General features: G+C 72.2%; 14 protein-coding genes. 5 read left to right on the top strand and 9 right to left on the bottom strand.

Annotated elements, in window-relative coordinates; genetic code table 11:
- Nucleotides 1-140: 140 nt before the first annotated feature.
- The gene (locus ACIBEJ_RS29875) at nt 141-1,256 is read left to right on the top strand and encodes an alpha/beta hydrolase (protein WP_397186189.1); all 1,116 of its coding nucleotides are present in this window, start codon (nt 141-143) and stop codon (nt 1,254-1,256) included.
- A gap of 58 nt (nt 1,257-1,314) precedes the next feature.
- Here ACIBEJ_RS29875 and ACIBEJ_RS29870 read toward each other — a convergent pair whose 3' ends face one another.
- From ACIBEJ_RS29870 to ACIBEJ_RS29830, 9 genes are all read right to left on the bottom strand, one after another.
- Entirely contained in the window at nt 1,315-2,169 is an 855-nt protein-coding gene (locus tag ACIBEJ_RS29870; protein ID WP_397186188.1) for a hypothetical protein, read from the bottom strand.
- Between the two features lie 150 nt (nt 2,170-2,319).
- Nucleotides 2,320-3,606, bottom strand: coding sequence for a hypothetical protein (locus ACIBEJ_RS29865; RefSeq protein WP_397186187.1), 1,287 nt, complete (start codon nt 3,604-3,606; stop codon nt 2,320-2,322).
- Nucleotides 3,607-3,657: 51 nt separating this feature from the next.
- Nucleotides 3,658-4,941 carry a glycosyltransferase gene (locus tag ACIBEJ_RS29860; protein WP_397186186.1) on the bottom strand — a complete coding sequence of 428 codons (1,284 nt, stop codon included), beginning with the start codon at nt 4,939-4,941 and terminating at the stop codon, nt 3,658-3,660.
- Complete coding sequence (locus ACIBEJ_RS29855; RefSeq protein ID WP_397186185.1) at nt 4,938-6,296, bottom strand: MFS transporter; 1,359 nt, start codon at nt 6,294-6,296, stop codon at nt 4,938-4,940. Before ACIBEJ_RS29855 ends, ACIBEJ_RS29860 begins: the two co-directional genes overlap by 4 nt.
- Entirely contained in the window at nt 6,293-9,076 is a 2,784-nt protein-coding gene (locus ACIBEJ_RS29850) for an MMPL family transporter (protein ID WP_397186184.1), read from the bottom strand. Before ACIBEJ_RS29850 ends, ACIBEJ_RS29855 begins: the two co-directional genes overlap by 4 nt.
- Nucleotides 9,069-10,691 (bottom strand): fatty acyl-AMP ligase, encoded by a 1,623-nt coding sequence (locus tag ACIBEJ_RS29845; protein ID WP_397186183.1) that lies wholly within the window; start codon nt 10,689-10,691, stop codon nt 9,069-9,071. The genes ACIBEJ_RS29850 and ACIBEJ_RS29845 overlap by 8 nt, the downstream gene beginning before the upstream one ends.
- Before the next feature lie 190 nt (nt 10,692-10,881).
- On the bottom strand, nt 10,882-11,469 hold the full coding sequence (locus ACIBEJ_RS29840) for a hypothetical protein (protein WP_397186182.1): 588 nt from the start codon (nt 11,467-11,469) through the stop codon (nt 10,882-10,884).
- Between the two features lie 93 nt (nt 11,470-11,562).
- Nucleotides 11,563-12,669 (bottom strand): NAD(P)/FAD-dependent oxidoreductase, encoded by a 1,107-nt coding sequence (locus ACIBEJ_RS29835; protein ID WP_397186181.1) that lies wholly within the window; start codon nt 12,667-12,669, stop codon nt 11,563-11,565.
- A 42-nt stretch (nt 12,670-12,711) separates the two neighbouring features.
- Nucleotides 12,712-13,341: a hypothetical protein gene (locus ACIBEJ_RS29830; RefSeq protein ID WP_397186180.1), complete on the bottom strand. Its 630-nt coding sequence runs from the start codon at nt 13,339-13,341 to the stop codon at nt 12,712-12,714.
- A 90-nt stretch (nt 13,342-13,431) separates the two neighbouring features.
- On the opposite strand from ACIBEJ_RS29830, the gene ACIBEJ_RS29825 reads away from it, so the two are divergent.
- The 4 genes from ACIBEJ_RS29825 to fahA all read left to right on the top strand — a co-directional run bounded on the left by ACIBEJ_RS29825 (nt 13,432) and on the right by fahA (nt 17,158).
- Nucleotides 13,432-14,061, top strand: coding sequence for an IclR family transcriptional regulator (locus ACIBEJ_RS29825; protein WP_397186179.1), 630 nt, complete (start codon nt 13,432-13,434; stop codon nt 14,059-14,061).
- 76 nt (nt 14,062-14,137) lie between these two features.
- Nucleotides 14,138-15,298: a homogentisate 1,2-dioxygenase gene (locus ACIBEJ_RS29820; protein ID WP_397186178.1), complete on the top strand. Its 1,161-nt coding sequence runs from the start codon at nt 14,138-14,140 to the stop codon at nt 15,296-15,298.
- Nucleotides 15,295-16,050: a hypothetical protein gene (locus ACIBEJ_RS29815; RefSeq protein WP_397186177.1), complete on the top strand. Its 756-nt coding sequence runs from the start codon at nt 15,295-15,297 to the stop codon at nt 16,048-16,050. The genes ACIBEJ_RS29820 and ACIBEJ_RS29815 overlap by 4 nt, the downstream gene beginning before the upstream one ends.
- Nucleotides 16,037-17,158: a fumarylacetoacetase gene (fahA, locus tag ACIBEJ_RS29810; RefSeq protein ID WP_397186176.1), complete on the top strand. Its 1,122-nt coding sequence runs from the start codon at nt 16,037-16,039 to the stop codon at nt 17,156-17,158. Before ACIBEJ_RS29815 ends, fahA begins: the two co-directional genes overlap by 14 nt.
- Nucleotides 17,159-17,167 lie beyond the last annotated feature (9 nt).

Here is a 17,167-nt window from a genome sequence, read left to right as displayed (position 1 = left end):
GGGGCGACGGCAGGCCCGTGCCGAACATTCCTCCGGGGCGATTTATCACGCGGGTGACAACTGGAGCGCCGATTCGTTGCCCGGGGTTCATAGCCGGTCGGGCGGGCGGGGCCCTAGCCTCACCGGCGGAGGAACCCACCATGCGATCGCGTGTCCTGCCGGCCCTGGCCGTCGTGCTCACCCTCGCCGCCGCAACGCCCGCGGTGGCCGATCCCGACTGGGCGATCGTGCCGGAGGGCGGGCCGACGAAGGCGCCGGCCGTACCGGCGAACCCCCAGCAGGAGCGGCCCACGGCCGGGAGCGGCTACGTGCCCTGGCAGAAGGCGCTGCCCGGCAGCGCCCGTGTGGTGCGCGAGCGCCGGCTCGGGCCGCGCACGCTGGACATCCTCATCTCCTCGCCGTCGATCGGGCGGATGATGCCGGTACGCCTGCTGCTGCCCAAAGGCTGGTCGAAGTCGGCCCGCCGGACCTGGCCGGTGCTGTACCTGCTGCACGGCGGCGCCGACGACTACACCTCGTGGACCCGGATGACCGACGTCGCGGCGTTCACCGAGAACGTGGACGCGATCGTCGTCATGCCGGAGGCGGGCCGGGCGGGCAACTACTCCGACTGGCACAACGCCGGCCGCGGCGGCGCCCCGAAATGGGCCACCTTCCACACCTACGAGGTGCGCCGCCTGGTGGAGATCGGCTATCGAGGCGGCACGCGGCGCGCCGTGGCGGGCCTGTCCATGGGCGCCTACGGAGCGATGAAGTACGCCGCCCGATACCCCGGAATGTTCCGCTTCGCCGGCTCCTACAGCGGCATCCTGGCCACCCGGCTCCCGGGCGTCCCCGAGATCATCATGAACGCGCAGGCCAGCGAGAAGCAGAACCCGAAGGCCCTCTGGGGCGACCCGGTCAAGGACGCGAAGGTCTGGGCGATGAACGACCCGATGGCGCTCGCGCCGGGCCTGAAGGGCACCAGCCTGTACATCTCCAGCGGCACCACGAGCTTCCTCGGCCCGCTGGACCCGCCCGGCTCCCCCTGGCATCCGGCGCACCTCGGCGAACCGATCTCGGCGTACACGGCGAAGGCGCTGTCGCGGCGGCTGAACGGGCTCGGCATCCGGCACACGCTCAATCTGTACTCCAACGGCACGCACACCTGGCCGTACTGGACGCGGGAGTTCAAGGCGTCCTTCCCGATGATCCTTTCCGCGCTCGGGCTGAAGGGCGGGGCCAAGGACGGCTGGCGGTTGTCCAGCGGTCGTTGACCCCGCCGACGCCGGGCGGCCCGGGCCGGTGCCGTACGGCGTCATCCCCCTCTACCGATCAGCCGGGCGGGATCATCCCGTTCTTGGCCACCGGCACGGCGAGCTGGTTGCGGCCGGTGAGCGTCGCCGTCTCGCCGGGCAGGTGCCCGAGGACGGGGTTGAGGTGACGCAGGTTCAGCGTGATCGGCGCGGTGGCGGCGGCGCCGACGTCGTACTTCTCCAGGTCGAGCCAGCGCACGATGTTCAGCGTCGCGGCGGGGATCTCGTCACCGCGCTTCTGCACGGGCACGCAGAGCTGGCGGGCGGCCAGGACCTGCACGTTCGCCGGCGGGACGTTGGCCAGCACCGGGTTGAGCTGCCTGAGGTTCAGCACCTGGTTCATGAGCGGGTTGGGGGTGAAGCCGTAGCACTCGAGGTCGATGTGGCGGATCACGGAGAGGACCTCGGCGGACGGGACCACGCCGTTCTTGACCACCGGCACGCAGAGCTGCTGCGGCTGGTTCAGCACGACCTGCTTGCGCGGCTGGTTCTGCAGGACCGGGTTGAGGTGGTGGAGGACGAGGGTCCTGTTCACCGAGGGACCGGTGACCCGGTAGCACGACAGGTCGACGAACCTGACGAAGTCGAGGACGCCGGGCGGCGGAATGACATTGTTTTTGGCGACCGGAACACATAATTGTTCGCGGGCGCCGAGCGTGACCTGCTGAATGGGCAGGTCACCCAGTTGCGGATTGAGGTGCCTGAGCGTAAGGGTGGTCGTGGGCGGCTGATAAGGGTTTGTCTTGAAACAGTCCAGGTCCAGGTTCGAGACGAAGGCCCGCGGCGTGGGCAGCACCAGCGCCGCGGCGGGCGGCACCACGAGAATCGCCGTCGCGCAGATCGCGAAGGCGATGGATAACCAGCGTCTGACCATGGGGGTACCTCCTCGGTCGCGGGCCGTGCCTATGACGCCTTGACTTTCTGTCAGGAAATCGATGAGGGCAAGGCCGGTGTCCGCTCTTTGCCACCGAAAAGGAAAAGAAAAAAGCCCGCGCCGGACGGCACGGGCTTTTTTTCGCGAGGTTCAGGAAGCGCGCACGTACACCGTGGAGAAGACCTCGGACAGCTTCTTCAGGTCGGTGGCCTGGTCGACCTCCGGCGTCGCCGGGTCGTAGATCGTGGCCAGCCTGGCCTTGACCGCGTCGAGCTTCTTGAGCTGCTCCCACGTGGCGTTGTCGGCGAGCTTGTCGCCCAGGACCCGGTTGACCGAGCCCTTGGCGTCCTGCCAGCGGGTCCAGAGGATGACGGTCTCGGCGGCGTCGGCCTGCAGCGGGGTGGCGACGCGGTCGGTGATGGTCTGCGTGGCCTGCTCGGCGGTGAGCTGGGAGGCGCCGGGGCCGGTGAAGACGGCGTCCTCGGCGGCGATGTGCGCCCAGGAGTCCCAGGCGCGGGCCCTGACCTGGATCCACTGGTTGCGCTGGGCCTCGGCGGCGTCGATCCGCCAGGTGGCGTACTCGGTGGACAGGTGGCCGCTGTCCAGGGCGAGCTGGTCGACCAGGCCCGCCTTCAGCCAGGCGCCGACCTTCTCGGGGTCGAGCAGCGGGTACTTCTTCGCGATCTCCGTCTTGCACGCCTCGTTCGCGCCACAGCCCAGAGCCGGTACGACGGTGTGCACGGCCAGCTTCTTGCCCGGCACCGCCTGGCGCAGCGCGTGGGCGGCCTCCGCGACGAACTTGTCCAGCTCCTCCGCGGTCTGCAGCGTCTTGTTGTAGCCGAGCTGCGAGCTGAACCGCACACCCACCACGCCCGGCTGGGCGGCCAGGGCGGCGACCTTCTTGGCGGCCTCGGCCAGCGTGCCGGCCTTCCAGTCGTCGGCCAGCTCGGCGTCGATCCACACCCGCATGCCGTCGGTGCGCGCGGTCTTGGCGCTCTGTCCCGCCGCGGTCTTCTCGGCGGCGGCGGCCTCGGTCGCGGAGACCTCGTCGGGGTCGATGTGGCACTTGCCGCCGTCGGGGCAGGCGTCGGGCGTGCCGCCGTCCTCGGACCCCTCGACGTCGGGCGAGCCGACGTCGTGCATCTCGCCGTCGCCCTCAAGGTTGGGGTCGCAGGCGTTCTCGGCCTCGCTGCAGTCGACGCCGACCTCGCTGTTGGGCCCGGCGTTCTTCATGTTCTCGCCGTCGTTGTCGAGCCAGAACTTCGCGATGTCGGCGGCCTCCTCGGGCGTGGCCAGCCACGTGCACATGACGTAGGCGGGCGTGTCGCTCGACATGAGGTCGTTGCAGCTACGGGGGTCGTCCGCCGACCAGGCGGGAATCCCGATGCCCAGCATCGACAGTGCGAGTCCGGTGACGATGAGCGGACGAAGTCGCATGGCACCTACTCTGGGAGGATCAAGGGGGCATGAAGCACACTACTGGGACGATCAGCTCTCTTCAATGAGATCGACAGCGTTCTTCACTCCGTCTTCAGCGCGCAGTAACCGCCCGATGCGCTGCGATTTTTCCTCATATAGCGGTACGGCCCGCAGCCGCGCGGCCAGTTCCCCCGCCACCAACCGCGAGATCGGCAACGGCGGCGGCCCCGCCCCCAGCGCCGCCACCCGCAGTCCCCAGAACGGCTGGTCGGAGAAGAACGGGCACACCACGCTCGGCACCCCCGCCCGCAGCGCCGCCCCCGTGGTCCCGGCCCCGCCGTGGTGCACGACCGCCCGCACCCGGGCGAACAACGCCTCGTGCGCCACCTCCCCCACCGGCAGCACCGCCGCCGACCGCTCCACCGGCAGCCCCTGCACCACGGCCCGCACCCCCGCCAGCCGCAGCGCCACCAGCACCCGCTCGGCCGTCGCCGCCGGATCGCCCGGCACCATGCTCCCGAACCCCACGTAAACCGGCCGCGGCCCCGCCTCGACGAACTCCGCCACCTCGTCCGCCAGCTTCCCTCCCGGCGAGGTCCAGTACCCGGTCTGCCGCACGTGGGCGGGCCAGTCCGCCGGACGCGGCACCACGTGCTCGCTGAACCCGCACAACACCGGCACCCCCTCTCTCCGGTCGGCGGCGAACGGGCTCCCCCGCAGCCGGCCCAGCCCGAGCGTCCGCGCCCGCAGCCGGTTCACCATCCGGGCCAGCACCAGCCAGCCGAGCCGCTCGACCACGGCGTAGCTGGCCCGGTTGCCGAGCCTGCCCAAGGACCGCGCGGGGATCAGCGGGTTGGGGAAGGCGGTCGTGGGGTGGCCGGGCTGGAAGTGCAGGATGCGGTACGGCAGGCCGTACCGGTCGTGCAGGTGCCGCCCGAACGCGCCGAGCGCCGGGGCCAGGACCAGATCCGCCTTCCGGCAGGCCGCGTCCACCTCGGACACCAGCGTCTCGGCCAGCGGCTCCACGACGGTCCTGAACCCGCGCACGAACCCCAGCGGCCCACTCTCCAGCCAAGCCCGCCCCTCTGGACTCTCCGCCACCGCCACCGGATCCACGCTCAACCCGGAGAACCGAACCCCACCCTGGGTTCCGACCCCGTCCCCTCTCTCGCTGCCGGTCCCGGCCCCGGCCCCGGTCCCGGTTCCGGTTGCGACCCCGGTTCCGGTCAACGGGCCGTACCGCCGCGCTGCCACGAGCACCACGTCGTGCCCGCGTGCGGCCAGGCCGTGGGCCAGTGCCACGCACGGCTGCGTGTCACCCCGCGACCCCAGCGCCAGCACCGCCACCCTCACGGCAGGCTCACCACGCTGACCAGCGCCCCGCCCAGGACCAGCACGGCGGCGGCGAGCAGCCCGGCCGGGTAACCGGCGGCGAACGTCCCCGAGGCGTGCACCACCCCGCCCACCCCCGCGATCCCGAACAGCCCGGACACCTCCCGGCTCACGCTGAACACCCCGCCCGCCACCCCGGCCCGCTCCTCGGGCACCGCGCCGAGCACCGCCGACCCCAGCGGCATCGTCAGCGCCGACCCCACCCCGATCGCGCAGACCGCGGGCAGCAGTTCGGCCCAGCCGTCCCCCGGCCGCAGGAAGGCCGCCACGACCATCCCCGCGGCCACCAGCACGAGACCCGCCGCCACGGTACGCCCCGCTCCCGCCCACCGCTCCACCCACGGCACCACGGGCGCGCACGCCACCACCAGCAACGCCAGCGGCACGAACGCCACCCCGGAGGCCGACGGCGAGAACCCCAGCACGTCCTGGAGGAAGATCGCGGTGTAGAAGAACACGCCGTTCACCCCGAGCCCCCACAGCACCTGCGCCACGACCCCGCCGCTGAAGCTCCGGGCACGGAACAGCGCCAGGTCCACCATCGGCCGCGCCGCCCGCCGCTCCACCACCACGAACGCCACCCCCGCCGCCAGGCTCACCACCGCGCACGCGACGACGGCCGGACGGGCCCAGCCGTACTCGACCCCGTGGATCAGCACGAACGTCCCCGCCGCCAGAAACACCCCGGAACACGCCAGCCCCGGCAGATCCAGCCCCGCCCACCACCGCCCCCGCGCCCGCGCCGCACCGGGCACCGCCACGAACGCCAGCCCGATCACCACCGCCCCCAGCGGCACGTTGATCAGGAACACCCATCCCCAGTGCAGGTGCTCGCTTAGGTACCCGCCGACCACCGGCCCGAGCGCCAGCGCCGCCGCCCCGGCTGCCATCCACACCGCGATGCCCGCCGACCGCCGCCGTTCCCCCACGCCCGCCAGCACGGCCAGCGTGGCAGGAAGCACCAGCGCCGCCCCTGCCCCCTGCACCACCCGCGCCGCCACCAGCACCTGAACGGTCCCCGCCAGCCCTGCGACCAGCGACGCCCCGCTGAACACCGCCATTCCCGCCACGAGTGCCCGCCGCCTTCCCCACAGATCGGCCAGCCGCCCGCCCGCGAGCATCAGTCCGGCGAACGTGATCACATACCCGGTGGCGACCCATTCCATGGCCGCCAGCCGTACCCCCAGCTCCCGCCGCATCGTGGGCACGGCCACCGTCACGACCGTGTTGTCCAGCGTCGTCACGAACCCCGCCAGCCCCACCACCCAGAACAGCCCGCCCCGAGCCCTGCTCACCCGGACGGCGGCCACGGTCACGGGTCCACCTCCGCCCAAACCCACCCGCCCGGCACGGCCTTCACCACCCTGGTACGGCCCGCCGTAACCTTGACCCACCCACCACCCTCCACCGCCTTGACCGGCTCCTCCCGCCGCGAGTAGGGCAACTTCCGCAACGGCCCACCCGCCTCCGGCCCGCGCCCACCCCCCGCAAGCCCGCGCTCGGCAACCACAGGCCCGTGAGCCGGCGCCGCACGCGGGCGCTCCACGGCCGGCGGCTCGTGTTCGGCCGCCACGGGCTCGGGGTCGGTGTCGGCCCCGAACACCACCCGCCCGCCAACCCCGCCCACCGGAGCCCCGTCCGTGCCCTCCCAGTACCACCCGGGCCCGTCGGGGTTGGGCCTGATGACCCGAGCCGGAGCCGCCCCGCCCAGGGCACGCGGCCGCACCCCCTCGGACCCCAGCGCGTGCACCGGAGCGCGAGGGTCCGGAGGGCCAACGGCGTGGGGTTGTGGAAGGCGGGCGGCTTGGGAGTCGGGAACGCGAGGGGCGCGGGCGTGGGGAAGACCGGGGGCGTGGGGGAGGCGGGGGGCGTGGGGGAGGTTGGGGGCGTGGGGGAGGTTGGGGGCGTGGGGGCGGGGGGCGTGGGGGTCGGGGAGGCGGGTGTGGAGGGCTTGGAGCCAGCGCGGCGACCACCAGTTGGCCCCGCCCATGAGGCGCATCGCCGCAGGCACCAGCAACGCCCGCACCAACGTCGCGTCCACCACGATCGCCACGAACATCCCCACCCCCAGCAGCTTCACGATCGTGATCCCAGCAGTGGAGAACGCCCCGATCACCACGAGCAGCAACAACGCCGCACTGGTGATGACCCCGCCGGTCCGCTCCAGCCCGAGCGCCACCGCCGCGGCGTTGTCCCGCGTCCGCAGCCACTCCGCCCGCACCCGAGACAGCAGGAACACCTCGTAGTCCATCGACAGCCCGAACACCACCGCCAGGATCAGCACCGTCACGGTCGCCTCGACGGTCCCGGTCGGCGTGAACCCGAGCACCGAGGCCAGGTGCCCGTCCTGGAAGGCCCAGACGATGACGCCGAAGGAGGCGCCGATGGACAGCACGTTCACGAGCAGCGCCTTGACCGGCAGCACCACCGAGCCGAACGCCAGGAACAGCAGCACGAACGTCGCCCCGCACACCACCAGCGCCATCCACGGCAGCACGGCGGCCAGGCTGGCCATCAGGTCCATCTGCGCCGCCGTCGATCCGCCGACCACGACCGCCCGCAGGTTGGGCTCGGGCGTCATGGACCTGATGAGGGTGACGATCCGCTGGGCCCGCTCGGACATGGGGTCGGAGTCGTAGCGGACCGACAGCCGGACGGCGCCGTTGGCCTGGGAGACTCCGGCCAGGTCGACCCCGGTGACGCCGTCGAGCGCGTCGATGCGGTCGGCGAAGGGTTTCGCGTCGAGCGGGCTGACCGGGGTGACGGCGGAGACGGGCGTGTAGCCCTGGCCCACGGGTCCCGGGGTGGCGGGACGGCCGGAGAAGTGGCGTTCGACGAGGACGTGCACGTCTACGGCGGCCATGGAGTTGCGCGCGAAGTCGCGGTCGACGGCCTCGGCGACCTGCCGGGACTCGGCGGTGGCGGGCAGGACGCGGTGGTCGACGTTGCCGAACTTCACGTGCGCGAACGGCAGCGCCAGCGCCACCAGCACCACCATCACCCCAACGAGGTATAAAACCGGCTTTTTCATGACACTGGTGGCTATGCGGCGCCAGAAGATGCCGTTTCCCGTGAAGACCGGGACCACCCGCACCGCGTCCACCCGCCGCCCCAGCACACCCAGCACCGCGGGCAGCACGACGAGCGCGGCCAGCATGGCCACGAGCACCACCGCCGCCGCCCCGAGCCCGATCGAGCGCAGGAACATCTGCGGGAACAGCAGCAGCCCCAGCAACGCCGTCGCCACGGTGAGCCCGGAGAACGCCACGGTCCGCCCGGCCGTGGCCATCGTGCGGACGACGGCCTGCTCGTTGGTGGCGCCCCGCCGTACCTCCTCCCTGAAGGCGCTGAGGACGAACAGCGAGTAGTCGATCGCCAGCCCCAGCCCGAGCATGGTGACGACGTTGAGCGAGAAGACGGAGACCTCGGTCACCTCGGTCAGCAGCCGCAGCAGGGCCAGCGCGCCGATCACGGCCAGCAGCCCGACCAGCAGCGGCAGCCCCGCGGCGACCAGGCTGCCGAAGACGATCACCAGCAGCACGAGCAGCACCGGCATCGAGATGGCCTCGGCCCTGGCCAGGTCGCGGGCGGTCTGGTCGTTGAGCTCCTTCACCAGCGGAACCGAGCCGCCCACCTTGACCTGGAGGTTCTCGACGGCGAGCCGGTCCTTGATTTCGGCGTAGGCGCGCTGCTTGGTCTGCGGGCCGCCGCGCAGGGTGATCAGCGCGTAGGTGGAGTGCTCGTCCTTCGAGACCATCCGGGGCGCGGCGGTGGTCCAGTAGGTGGCGAGCTTGCGCACGTGGGCCGCGGGCAGCCGCCGCAGCGAGTCGTGCACCGCCTTCTTGAACCTGGGGTCGGCGACCTTGACCCGCGGATGCCGGTAGAGGACGACCACGTCGGGCGCGTCGCCGCCGTACCAGGCGTCGTCCCAGCGCGCGGCCGTGGTCGAGTCGGCCTTGGGGTCCTCGAACCCGCCGTCCGTCATCCGCCCGAACAACTCCATGCCGAACGGCGCGGCCAGCACCGCCAGGGCGAGGCTCAGCACCAGCAGGGTCCACCTGCCGCGATAGACGATCCGCCCGGCCGACTCAAACAAAGGCGTCCTCCAGGTAGGCCCGCAGGCAGGCCCGCCGCGCGATCTTCCCGCTGGACGTCCTCGGTACGGCTCCCGCCGCCGCCAGCACCACGTCGTGCACGGCAAGGTCGTGCTTCCTGGCCACTGCGGCCCGCACCAGCCTGGCCACCTCGGCCCGGTCCGCCCCCAGCCCGCGCCGCGAGCGCTCGGCCACGACGACCAGCCGCTCCCCGTCCGCGCCCGGCACCGAGAAGGCGGCCACGTGGTCGCGCCGCACCGCCGCGCACGCCTCCTGGACGGTCGCCTCGATGTCCTGCGGGTAGTGGTTGCGCCCGTCCACGATGATCAGGTCCTTGATCCGCCCGGTCACGTAGAGCTCGCCCTCGTGGAAGACCCCGAGGTCCCCGGTGCGCAGCCAGCCGGATCCGAACACCTCCGCGCTGCGCTCTGGATCGCGCCAGTAGGCGCGGGCGACGTTCGGCCCCTGGACGAGGATCTCCCCGACGTGACCCTCCGGCGCGTCGACGCGCACCCGCTGCCCGGTCGGCCGCCCGCAGGAGACGAGCGTGCTCCTGGCCCCCGACGTGTACGGCACCGCCCGCCCCTCCCCGAGCGCGTCCCGGTCGAACTCGGTCACCTTGGTCATCTCGTCACACCCGGCGGCGGAGACGAACACGGTCGCCTCGGCCAGGCCGTACGCGGGAGTGTGGGCCTGCGGCCGCAGCCCGCAGCGCGCGAAGGCGGCGTGGAAGGCGGCGCCGGTGCCCGGCCTGACCGGTTCCGCGCCGTTGAGCATGACCCGCACGCCGGACAGGTCGAGCCCGTCCTTGTCGGCCTCGCTGACCCGGGCGGCCGTGTACTCGTAGGCGAAGTTGGGCCCGCCGGTGTAGACGTCGTCGAACTCGCTGAGCAGCCGCAGCCAGCGCACGGGGTTCATGACGAAGGCGACCGGGTCCATGAACGCCACCTGGTTGCCGCCGACGATGGGCAGCGCGATGGTGGCGATCAGCCCCATGTCGTGGAAGAGCGGCAGCCAGAGCGCGGCGACGGAGGTGCGCGGCTTGGCGTCGAACGCCTCCCAGAGCTGCAGGGCGTTGGCCTCGACGTTGCCGTGGGTGATCTCCACGCCGGTGGGCCGCCGCGTGGAGCCGGAGGTGTACTGCAGGTAGGCGAGGTCGTCCGGCCCGAGCGCCACCTCCTCCCACTCGTCGGCGAGCAGGTCGGAGACGGTGTCGACGGCGAGTACGGCGGCGCCGTCCGCGAAGGCGCGCACCTCGGGCAGCGCGGACGTGGTCGTGAGCACGAGGGCGGGCTCGGCGTCGGAGTAGGCGCGGGCCAGCCGGTCGGCGTGGCCGGGCAGGCCGGGCGCGAACAGCGGCACCGCGACGGTCCCGGAGTAGAACGTGCCGATCATGGCGGCGACGTAGTCGAGGCCCTGGGGCGCGAGGACGGCCACCCGGTCGCCCGGCGCGGTCAGCTCCCGCACCCGCACGGCCAGCGCGCGCGCCCTGCGGTCGACCTGCCGCCAGGTGAGCGTGTGCCGTCCGCCGCCGCCCGAATGGTCGACGAAGGTGTAGGCGGGCGCGTCGGGAATCTCCCTGGCCCACCGGGCGACTCGCTGTATCAGCACGCTCACGATCCAGCAAGTTACGGCAGACGCCACCGCGTTTCTTGCCAATCGCCTGCACATTCCCAAGCCGGTCTTGTTACCCGCTGACAGAAATGTCGCCGACGCCCGGAACAAGGGAGCGAGTGCCCAGCTTCCGCCAGGACCTCGGGTTGCTCCGGGACCAACCCGCGCCCGAGGCGCTGTCGCGGGTGAGCGCCTACGACGCGCTCGGGTCGCTGCTGTTCGGGCCGCTGCCGGCGGGGCGCCTGGCCGTACTCGTCGAAGCGAGGCCGGCGATGACGGCCTGCGCGGGCGTGGTGTCGGCGGCCGCCCTGCTCTCGCCCGGCGTACGCGACCTGCCGTCGCCCGAGTTCCCCGCGAAGTAGTCGTTGGCGCTGCGCTGGAACATCAGCGTCACCGCGCCCAGCACGGCGGCGAGGTGGAGCACCCGGCTCGCACCCATCGCGAGATCGGCCGCTCCAGCCGAAGAAAGGGCCGCCGACAGCGTGCCGCCCGCCAGGAAGTACTGGACGGGCCCGATGACCAGCGAGATCGTGCCGAACACGCCCAGGGTCGCGGTCAGCGTGAGCCTGGCCCAGTTCTTGCCCCTGCGCAGGGCGAGGGCCAGGTAGACGGCGGCGGCGAAGATCGCCATCCGGACGCCGACGCTCCCGGCGAGATCTCCCGCGCTCGCCTCGCCGCTGATGAGCAGGCCGCTGACGGCGATCGCCGTCTCGGCGGCGCCGAGCGCGACCGCGGTGAGCCACAGTCCCGCGGCGGTGCGGACGGAGTGCGGAGCAGACATCTTGGTTCCTTTCCGAGTTCCTGCCCGCAGTCTGCGCCGCGATCACCGTCCTGAGCTGCCCCGCACTCCCCCGAACCGCAAGTAGGGCTGGCCTTACCTGGCCTCTCCGCTCGTCCGCAGGCCCCTGCTCGGCGCCCGCACGCCGAGCCGGAAGCGCGCGTCGGGCTCGTGCTCGCCGTCCAGCACCCCCGCCACGTACGCGGCCAGCGCCGGCGCGTGCTTGAACCCGTGCCCCGAGTCCCCGCCCAGCAGCCACACGCCCGGCGCGGTCTCGGCGATGATCCACTCGGCGTCGGGCGTGAGCGCGTACTGGCAGACCTGGCTGAACAGCACCGGCGCGGCGGCCAGCGAGGGGAACCGGCGCGCGAGATAGGTCCTGGCCCGCTCCACGCCCGCGGCGTCCACGGTCCGCGGCCCGTTCTCCGGCTCGTACGGCCCGCCCTCCACGTCGGAGGTGGCCTTCATCCCCACCCCGTCCACGTCGCCGTGCCCGTAGAACGAGGCGCTGTAGTCCACGAAGGCCGGCATGCCGGGCACGCTCCACTCGGCCGGCACCGCGAAGTGCAGCGTGTCCTGCTTGGTGACGGTCAGCGGCGCCTCGAACAGCTCCGGCATCCACGCCCCCGTCGCCCAGACCACCCGGTCCGCGGTCACCGTCCGCCCGTCGATCACGACCCCGCCGTCCGCGGGCCGCGCCCGCGCCCTGACGAGCTCCGCCCCCGCCCGTACGGCCAGCGCCGCCGTCACCTGCGTGGCCCGCCGCGCCCTGACCACCCCGGCCTTCGGCTCCCAGAGCAGGAAGCTGAGCCCGCCGGGCCGGAACTCGGGGAAGAACCTGCCGCCGTCGGCCGGTTCCAGCACCTCGCAGGGGATGTCCAGGTCCTTCAGCACCCGTGCGCTGGCCTGCTCCCATCCGTCGGGGTCCTGGGCCAGCCACATCATCCCGGCCTCGTGGTAGAGCTGCTCGCCCGCCCGCTCCTCCAGGCGGCGCCATCCGTCGAGCGCCTGCCAGAAGAACCGCGCGTACCACTCGTCCTCCCCGTGCGCGGCGCGCAGCAGCCGGGTCTCGCCGGCGCTGGCCTGCCGTACGTGCCCGGGTTTGTGCTGTTCGACCAGCGTCACCCGCCAGTCGGTTTCGGCCAGCCGCAAAGCCAGCGACGCGCCCCAAATACCCGCTCCGACCACGATGACCGATTTCATGCCACCACCGTGGCCGCTCCGCGCCGCCCGCCGCAAGACCCCTCAGACCACGATCATCTTCACCACGACGCCCGCGCAGTTGCCGGCCACGCAGATGCGCACGGGCACCTCGTAGTGCCCGCTCACGGTGGGCACGCCGCCGACGTGGCCGTCGGGGCCGATGCTCACGCCCTCCGGCAGCTTGTCGTAGTCGGTGACGGTGAAGGTGGGCAGGACGCCGGTCGGGCCGCCGCTGATCGAGATCTCGCTGTTCATCGGCTGGCCGACCCTGCCGGGGAAGGTGAGGTTGCCGGGCGCCCATGGAACGTTCCGATAGACGATCAGCGTGATCGTGTCCTCCTCGCAGGTACGCCCGCGGCAGAGCTCGACCGGCGAGGAGAAGGTGCCGGGTCTCAGCGGTTTGCCCTGGAGGTTGCCGCCCTCGTCGACCCTGACGCCCGGCGCCACCTCCTTCGGGCGGATCTGGGCGTCCTCGTCGAAGGGCAGGATGCGCTCACCGACCTCGATGCCCTGGGTCGCGTAGAAGGTGCTCTCGACCAGCAGGCCGGGTTCGGAGGTCCTGGGCGGGGTGCTTCCTTCGCCGCGGATCAGGGAGGAGGCGCGCTCCCCGACCGAAGGCAGAGCGGGGATCACCGCGCAGATAGCCAGTCCGCCGATCAGGACAAGCCACATTTGCCGCATATTTACCCCCCGGTCCGACTAACCGGGTACTTACCCGCTTCGGTGCGGAGCGTCACACCAGCACCACGCATAATCAACTGCATGGCCGCTGAATCCGCCCAGACCCTGGAGCGCGGGCTCCGCCTGCTCAGGCTGCTCGCCGACGGGCACGGGGGCCGTACGCCGACCGAGTTGGCCGCCTCCTTGGAGCTGAGCAGGCCGGTGGTGTACCGGCTGGTGACGACGCTGATGAACGAGGGCTTCGCGCGCCGGGACGCCGAGGGGCGGGTGCATCTCGGGTTCGGGGTGCTGGTGCTGGCGCAGGCCGTACAGCCGCTTCTTCGTGCGGCGGCGCTGCCGACGCTGCGGCGGCTGGCCGAGGAGGTGGGCGCCACCGCGCACCTGACCGTCGCGGAGGGCGACGACGGGCTGGCGGTCGCGGTCGTCGAGCCGTCCTGGACCGACCTGCACGTGGCCTACCGCGAGGGCTCGCGGCATCCCCTGGCAAAGGGCGCGGCCGGACAGGCCATCCTCGCCATGCGCGACGGCAACACCGGGTACCAGGTCACGGAGGGCCAACTCCAGGAGGGCGCCCGTGGCATCGCCGCGCCCGTGACGGGGCTGCCGTGGCTGGAGGCGTCCGTGGGGGTGGTGAGCTTCGGCGGACTCGCCGAGGGCACGGGACCGCGCGTCGTGGTGGCGGCCGGGGAACTCGCCGCCGCCCTTGGTTGACAGTACGGCCCGCCATGAAGGACGGTAGTTACACATAGAGGACATAAGTGTCCGATAACCGGACGGAGTGAGAGAGATGCCGTACTACCGGCTCGTAGGCGAGGTACCCAGGAAGCGCCACGTGCAGTTCCGGCGCCCGGACGGCGGCCTGTACGCGGAGGAGCTGATGGGCGAAGAGGGCTTCTCATCCGACTCCTCCCTGCTCTACCACCGCTATCTGCCCACCGCGATCGTCAAGGCCGAGGCCGTCGAACCGCTCCTGCCCACCTCGGCCAGCCCCAACCTGCCGCTGTCGCCCCGCCACTTCCGCACCCAGGACCTCGCCTCCGCCGGCGACCTGGTGACCGGCCGGATGCTGCTGGCCGCCAACGGCGACGTCCGATTGTCGTACGCCACCAGCGACCGCCCCAGCGAGCTGTACCGCAACTCCATGGGCGACGAGTGCGTCTACATCCAGCGCGGCAGCGTCCGCTTCGAGTCCACCTACGGCGTCATCGAGGCGGGAGAGGGCGACTACGTCGTCATCCCGACCGGCACCATCCACCGCTGGGTGCCCTCGGGCACCGTGAACGTGCTGGCCATCGAGGCCGCCGGGCACGTCAGGCCGCCCAAGCGCTACCTCTCCCAGTACGGCCAGTTCCTGGAGCACGCCCCCTACTGCGAGCGCGACCTGCGCACCCCGCAGGAGCCCTTCACCGCCGAGGGCGAGGAGGTCCCGGTCCTCGTCCGCACCCGCGGCGGCCTGACCAGGCTCGTCTACCGCAACCACCCCTTCGACGTGGTCGGCTGGGACGGCTACCTCTACCCCTACGCGTTCAACATCGACGACTTCGAGCCGGTCGTGAAGAAGACGCACGCGCCGCCGCCCGTCCACCAAACCTTCGAGGGGCCCGGCTTCGTCGTCTGCTCGTTCATGCCGAGGCCGCTGGACTTCCACCCCGAGGCCGTGCCGATCCCCTACAACCACCACAACGTGGACTCCGACGAGTTCATGTTCTACGTGGGCGGCGACTACTCCGCGCGGGCCGGATCCGGCATCGACGTCGGCTCGATCTCGCTGCACCCGGCCGGCTTCACGCACGGCCCGCAGCCCGGCGCCGTCGAGGCGGTGATCGAGGCGGGCGCCACCCACACCAGCGAGATGGCGGTCATGGTCGACACCTTCCGCCCGCTCGACCTCGGCCAGGGCGCCCTGTCGTGCGAGGATCCCGGCTACGCCTGGACCTGGGCCCGATGAACCCCCTGTTCACGGCCCTCGTCGACGACGCCGGCCTGTTCCCGCCGACCTCGCTGCCCATGGACGAGGCCCTCGCCAGGCACCGGCGCGACGCCGAAGCGGCCGGCCTCCTGCTCACCCACCGCTTCCTGTGCCCGGCCTCCCGCCTCGACAGCCTGCGCCGCGCCGAGTCCAGGCCCGCCCGCATGGGCCTGATCCTCGACACCGACGACCTGCCCGCCTTCGACGACCTCCCCGTCGACTTCCTGGAGGTACGGCTGCCGCCCGAGGAGGCCGGCCGCCTGGACCTGCCGCCGGGCGTCCGCCTGTTCATCGAGGTCCCGGCCCGATCCCAGGTCACCGGCCTGCCCGAAGGCGCCGGGCTCAAGGTGCGCTGCGGCGGGCTGAGCGCCGACGCCTTCCCGCCCGCCGAGCACCTGGGCGCCTTCATCCGCCACTGCGTGAGCCACGACATCCCGTTCAAGGCCACGGCCGGGCTGCACCACGCCGTGCGCCACTTCGACCCCGCGCTCGGCGTCGACCGGCACGGCTTCCTCAACCTCGTGCTCGCCGTCTGCGAGGCCGTGGAGCACCGCGATCCGGTGCCCGTCCTGCGCACGACGGACGTCGGTCAGCTCGTACGGCTGGCGCTGGCCGTACCCGAGGAGACCGCGAAGCGCGCCCGAGCCCTGCTGGTCAGCTACGGATCGTGCAGCACGAGCACGCCCACCGACGATCTCAGGACGCTAGGAGTGATCAGTGACGGAGCGTAGATGGGGCGTGGAGAACCTGCCCTACGGGGTCTTCTCCCGCCAGGGCGAGGCCCCGCGGGTGGGCGTGCGTTACGAGGACAGCGTCCTTGACCTGGCCGCTTTCCTGCACGACGAGGTGTTCGCCACCGGCAGCCTCAACGCCTTCATGGCCCGCGGGCGGCACGCCTGGCACGACACCCGCGCGCTCATCCAGACCAAGCTGACCGACGACCTCTCCCTGGCCGAGCCGCACCTGATCCCGCTCGACCAGGTCACGCTCCACCTGCCCGTCGAGGTCGCCGACTACGTCGACTTCTACGCCTCCGTCGACCACGCCACCAACATGGGCAGGATGTTCCGGCCGAACGCCGAGGCGCTGCTGCCCAACTGGCGCCACCTGCCCGTCGGCTACCACGGGCGCTCGGGGACCGTGGTCGTCTCCGGCACGCCGGTCACCCGGCCGAGCGGGCAGTTGCGGGCCGGGGAGTTCGGGCCGTCCGCCAAGCTCGACATCGAGGCCGAACTGGGCTTCGTCGTCGGCGTGCCGTCCGCGCTCGGAGCCCCTGCCGGGGCGTTCGAGGAGCACGTGTTCGGGGTGACGCTGCTCAACGACTGGAGCGCGCGCGACATCCAGGGCTGGGAGGCGCAGCCGCTCGGGCCGTTCCTGGGCAAGTCGTTCGCGACCTCCATCTCGCCGTGGGTGACGCCGCTGGAGGCGCTGCCGCGGGTGCCGGGGCGCGAGCAGGACCCGGCACCGCTGGACTACCTGCGCAGGCAGGGCGACTGGGGGCTGGACATCGAGCTGGAGGTCCTGCTCAACGGGGCTGTGGTGTCGCGGCCGCCGTACCGGAGCATGTACTGGACGCCGGACCAGATGCTCGCCCACCTGACCGTGAACGGCGCGTCGCTGCGTACCGGCGACCTCTACGGCAGCGGGACGATCTCCGGGCCCGAGCCCGGCCAGCGCGGCTCGTTCATGGAGCTGAGCTGGAACGGCGCCGAGCCGATCAAGCTGCCCGACGGTTCGGTCCGCACGTTCCTGGAGGACGGCGACACGGTGACGATCACGGCCACGGCCGGCGGGCTCGGGCTGGGGGAGGTTTCCGGAACCATCCGACAGGTGACTTGACGTGCTCAA

The organism is Nonomuraea sp. NPDC050790, from assembly GCF_044456745.1.
Taxonomy (GTDB): Bacteria; Actinomycetota; Actinomycetes; order Streptosporangiales; family Streptosporangiaceae; genus Nonomuraea.
Note: the sequence above shows the minus strand (reverse complement) of the source record. Positions and strands in the feature narration are given on the sequence as shown.

Bases quoted from the DNA above. Each gene is read 5' to 3' on its own strand.
- ACIBEJ_RS29875 (WP_397186189.1), top strand. From the start codon at position 141: ATGCGATCGCGTGTCCTGCCGGCCCTGGCCGTCGTGCTCACCCTCGCC.
- ACIBEJ_RS29870 (WP_397186188.1), bottom strand. From the start codon at position 2,169: ATGGTCAGACGCTGGTTATCCATCGCCTTCGCGATCTGCGCGACGGCG.
- ACIBEJ_RS29865 (WP_397186187.1), bottom strand. From the start codon at position 3,606: ATGCGACTTCGTCCGCTCATCGTCACCGGACTCGCACTGTCGATGCTG.
- ACIBEJ_RS29840 (WP_397186182.1), bottom strand. From the start codon at position 11,469: ATGTCTGCTCCGCACTCCGTCCGCACCGCCGCGGGACTGTGGCTCACC.
- ACIBEJ_RS29835 (WP_397186181.1), bottom strand. From the start codon at position 12,669: ATGAAATCGGTCATCGTGGTCGGAGCGGGTATTTGGGGCGCGTCGCTG.
- ACIBEJ_RS29830 (WP_397186180.1), bottom strand. From the start codon at position 13,341: ATGTGGCTTGTCCTGATCGGCGGACTGGCTATCTGCGCGGTGATCCCC.
- ACIBEJ_RS29825 (WP_397186179.1), top strand. From the start codon at position 13,432: ATGGCCGCTGAATCCGCCCAGACCCTGGAGCGCGGGCTCCGCCTGCTC.
- ACIBEJ_RS29820 (WP_397186178.1), top strand. From the start codon at position 14,138: ATGCCGTACTACCGGCTCGTAGGCGAGGTACCCAGGAAGCGCCACGTG.
- ACIBEJ_RS29815 (WP_397186177.1), top strand. From the start codon at position 15,295: ATGAACCCCCTGTTCACGGCCCTCGTCGACGACGCCGGCCTGTTCCCG.